2 protein-coding genes are annotated in these 4,396 nt (G+C 68.1%); both read right to left on the bottom strand.

The window, feature by feature from the left end; all coding sequences use genetic code 11:
- Positions 1–2,572, bottom strand: a 2,572-nt coding sequence (locus DBR20_RS12185) for a hypothetical protein (RefSeq protein ID WP_258223329.1), incomplete at its 3' end; no start/stop codon positions are given.
- The coding region (locus tag DBR20_RS23090) for an OmpA family protein (RefSeq protein ID WP_343125687.1) at positions 2,569–4,396 on the bottom strand (1,828 nt) is incomplete at its 5' end. The genes DBR20_RS12185 and DBR20_RS23090, both read right to left, overlap by 4 nt.

Here is a 4,396-nt window from a genome sequence, read left to right as displayed (position 1 = left end):
GATCGTCATCGACGGTGAGTTGGCCACCGCCATAGAGGTCCAGCGCGGTGCCGATGCGATGGGTGTAGCGCGCTGCCGCCAGCACACCGGCGTTGCTGCCGATGCCGCGGTCTTCCTGCACCCGACGCAGCTCGGCCGACACGCGATCGTTGTCGCCGATCCGCCATTCGGCGGTGGCCTGGGCCTGGATCAACGATTCATTGCCGCGCCGCGCTTCGCTGTATCGCGCATACAGGCTGAAATCGTCGGTCACGTAGCCCAGCAGCTCGGCGCCCTGCTCACGCACGCGCTGGCCGGTATCGAAGCGTCCCACCGAATAGCCACCCTCGACCTGCCGCCACCAGGCGCCGGCACTCCAGTCGCGCTGGGTCCAGCCCAGCTCGCGCAGGTTCACCCGTGCCTCCACCGCGGTCGCCTCGCCTTCGCGCGGCCCCTCGGGGTTGAGGCGGGTGAAGCTCAGGCCACCGTTGTCGGAGAAGAACACCGGCGCGCTGGTCGCCTCGCTGCGGCTGTGCTCGACCTTCAGGTAGGTACCACGCCCGGCCTGCAGGGTCAGGTCCGCACCGCGCAGCGAGTAGTCCTGGCCGGCGCGCTGTTCGTCCACATAGGTGGCGCCCACCGCCACGTGATCGCCGAACCAGTGCTTGCCACGTACGCCGGCGGTGATGTCGTCATTGTCGAAGCCGGTCGGTACCCATTCGTAGTCGACGATCAGGCGCTGCTCGTAGCCGTCCAGCGGCACGTCGCGGCTGATCCGGCGCAGGTTCTCGCGACTGACCTGGGCCAGCGGCCGGGTCAGCAGGATGCGTCCCTGCAGCGCGTCGATCTCGTAGTCGGCACCGCGCACCAGCGACACCCGCTGCTCGACACGGCCGGTGGTGCGGTCACGGATCTCCAGTACCACCTGGTCCGAGCCGCGCAGGATGCTGGCATGGCGCAGGTAATACAGGCTGCCACCGGTGCCGATGAACTCGCTGTGGCCCGGCGCGGTCTCGGCCTGCGAACCGAACAAGCGCAGCTCGGTCTGCGCATCGCCCCAGGCATTGGCGCCGCGTGAGCGCCACGACAGTGCCGCACCGTACAGCGAGCGCACGTACTGGGCGTATTCGGTACCGCTCAGGCCGGTGTTGTAGTTGCCCCACAGTGCCTGGTTCTTGTCCCAGTCCATGCGCAGGTAGAAACGGCCCATGCTGTCGACGTCGCGCTGGGTCAGCGAATCGTCGCCATAAGTGGGGTAATACAGGTCCGGGTCCAGGCTGCGGAACAGGTCCTGCGGATCGGCGGTGGTGAAGCCGGTGAACAGTTCGTCCAACGGCCGGTTCTGCGTATCGGCCTGTGCAGTCAGCAGGTAGCGGCCGCGCGTCTTGGCCTTCAGGTAGAACGCCAGCCGCCCATCACTCAGCACGTCATCATCGCGCTCGCCACGGGCGACATCGCGGCCCGCACCGCTGGCCTTGTTCTGGTACACCGTGACATCGGCCAGGCCGACACCGAACAGATAGCTGCCGCTGACATCCACCTCCAGCGTGCGCGCGATCACCGGTGCGTCGGGGCGCTCGACCCGCACATCGAACGCGTGGTGGCCGATCGGCATCAGGTATTCGGCGGCGAACTTGCGGTCCTGGTCCAACGGGTAGCTTTCGCCATTGATCTTCAGTGCCGCGCCAAGCGGCAGGTCACGGCCCCGCAGGCGCACGCGCGATCCGTACACCGGGATGTTCTGCTGACGCAGGCCGTTGCTGTCGAACACCTGCTCCAGCAGCGACAACGAAGCGGCCTGGTTGGCATCAACGGCCGTACCGCGGCGGTCCTCCAGGGCATCACGCAACTGCTGGTTGCCACGCTCCACTTCGGCCAGCGTCACCAGTTGCATGGACTGCGCCGACGTCTCATCGACATTGCCCTCGGCATCGTACGCACGCAGCACATAGACCAGTCGGTCGCCACGACGCAGCGGCGTGGATGCCGGCAGCGTACCGTCCCAACTGCCCTGCCCGACCGCAGCCACCGGCAGTTCAAACGTCGCCAAGGGCGCGACCCGGTCACTGTCGTTGACGCGGTAGATGCTCACTTCCAGGCGCCTGATGAACGCGGTGTAGTTGCCACGTACGAAGAATTCGACCGGACGCACGATGCGGCCCTGGTCGAAAGCCACCATGCCCGGCGCCGAGATCGACAGCTCGGGCTGGCCCATGGCGGGGTCTTCGGTGGCCCAGATCGCGCCGCCTTCCGGCAGGCGGATCATGAACTCACCGCGCACGGTTGCCTTGCCTGGCTCGTCCAGCGCGACGCTGACGCGGCGGTCCGGCTGCAGTACCTGCGACGACGAGCGCGTCGACGTGCCTTCGGTCACCGGCTCATCGAAGCTGCGCGAGCGCAGGGTGAACAGCAGGTCGCCCTCGGCGCTGCACTGGTTACCTTCGCAATGGATGGGCGCAGCGTCGCTGGACGCGGCGTTGGCCGGCGGCGGCGTCGCCTGCGCGGTTGCTGCCAGGCCCAACAACAGCGCCTGGTACAACACAGCGCGGTGCAGGCGGGCAGGACGCCGGGCAACAGAGTGATGGGCGCTCATCGGCGGGCCTCCTGTTGGCGGGCCGCCGCGCGTGTGGCGGCGGTCTCCTCGTTGCGCACACGCAGACGTTGCTGCACGGCGGGGCTGAGCTGGACGCGCAGCGCTTCGAACACGGCGTTGGCACGGCGCAGGCCCAACGCCAGGTTGTAGACATGGCTGCCACGCACATCGGTATGGCCGACCAGGCTGACCTGGCCGCCCCCCATCTGCTCCAGGCGCGCGGCGATGGCGGCCAGCAGTGGCTTGAACTCCTCGCGGATCACCGCCTTGTCGGTGTCGAACAGCACGTTGCCGAGCAACGCACCACCGGCATCAACGCCAGCAACCAGCGAGTGCGGATCGCGCACGTCGGTACGCAGCTGCACGCTCAGGCCAGCGCGCGACCCTTCGGCCACCTCGGCCTGCAGCGCATCACGCACGGCCACCGCACGGGCGAAGGCCAATGCCTGGCTTTCGCCGTTGGCGGCAATCACCACGTCACCGCCCTGGTAGCGATCGACCACCTCGGCCATCTTCGCCAGCACCGGCCGATAGCTGGCGCGCAGTTCGCTGCTGCCCGGGGCGAACAACACCTCGCCCAACGCCAGCTCGGCACGCTCGGCAGCCGCCTGCGGCGACGGCGGCAGGCGCACGCCGAAACTGAAGCGGGTCGGCACGCCCTGGGTGACCCGCCGCAGCAACGGATTCTCGGTGGTCAATTCGGAACCACCCGGTACCGTTGCCGGGTCCAGCTTGACGATGAAGTTGCGACCCAACCGCGCATCGCCACCGTGCACATCGGCCAGGTGGTAGCGACCGAACGGATCGGTTTCGATCAGCAAGCCTTCCACCGTGGCCAGGCGCACGCCGGGAATGCCCTGCTCCTGGATGCCGCGGTTGCGGATCACGTAGGCCACTTCATAGCCCTCAGCCACCCGCGCGATCTCACGATGCACGACCGGCTCGGCTGCGGTCAGGCCCTTGGCCGCCTCGCCACTGCGCTGCACGGTTGCGACGCCCTGCGCATCCAGCTGCAGGCGATGGCCCTGTGCGCTTTCCAGCACGAAATCATCGGTAAAAGACAGCTCGCGCAGGCGCTGGCGGATCACCACCTGGTGGTTCTCGACCCTGTCCGACGTGGACGCCAGCCCATGCACCACGCCCACCTGCACGCCATGCAGCAGCGGCGCGCTGGCATCGGCCAACGGCTGCGGTCCATCGCCACCATCCAGCGTTGTCGAACCCGGCACGTAGGCGGCGGGTGCGAAACCGCCCTGCACGCGCACACCCGTCAGTTCTGCGCTGTCCTGCCAGCCATCGCCATCGCGGTCATCGAACACGGTGCCGAACACCAGGCTGTCTTCCAGCAGAGGATCGGCATCCATGCGAACCTCGGCGGTCGCCACGTTCGACAGCGGGGTGCCGTCGTCGGCAGTGGCCACGGCCTGATTGACGTGGTTGCCGGCGCGCACGCCCGCGCCCACCCGCAGCAGGTAGGTGATGGTGGCACTGCGGCCCACGGCAATGTCGACCGCACCGATGCGCAGCGGGGTCTGGCTGCCGCCCAGCGAGAACGCGCCGTCGTCGTCGGTCACCCGCATCGAGCCATCCACATAGCTGAAGCCCGGCGGCGGCGTATCGACCACCACGCCGTCGCGCCAATGGCTGCTGCCGACGTTCTCGACCACCAGCTGGTAGCGAACCAGGTCGCCGACCTTCACCAGGCGCGGGTTGGCGGTCTTGGTGATGCGCAGCGCGAAGTCCGAAATCACCTTGTGCCGCGTTTCGCAGGTGGTGCACTCCGGCGGCGGCGAACCATCCGGGTACTGGCCGCGCAGGCGGTTC

The sequence above is a fragment of the Stenotrophomonas sp. HMWF023 genome (assembly GCF_003060985.1).
In the GTDB taxonomy this organism is placed as follows: domain Bacteria; phylum Pseudomonadota; class Gammaproteobacteria; order Xanthomonadales; family Xanthomonadaceae; genus Stenotrophomonas; species Stenotrophomonas lactitubi.
This window is presented reverse-complemented; position numbering and strand designations above follow the sequence as displayed.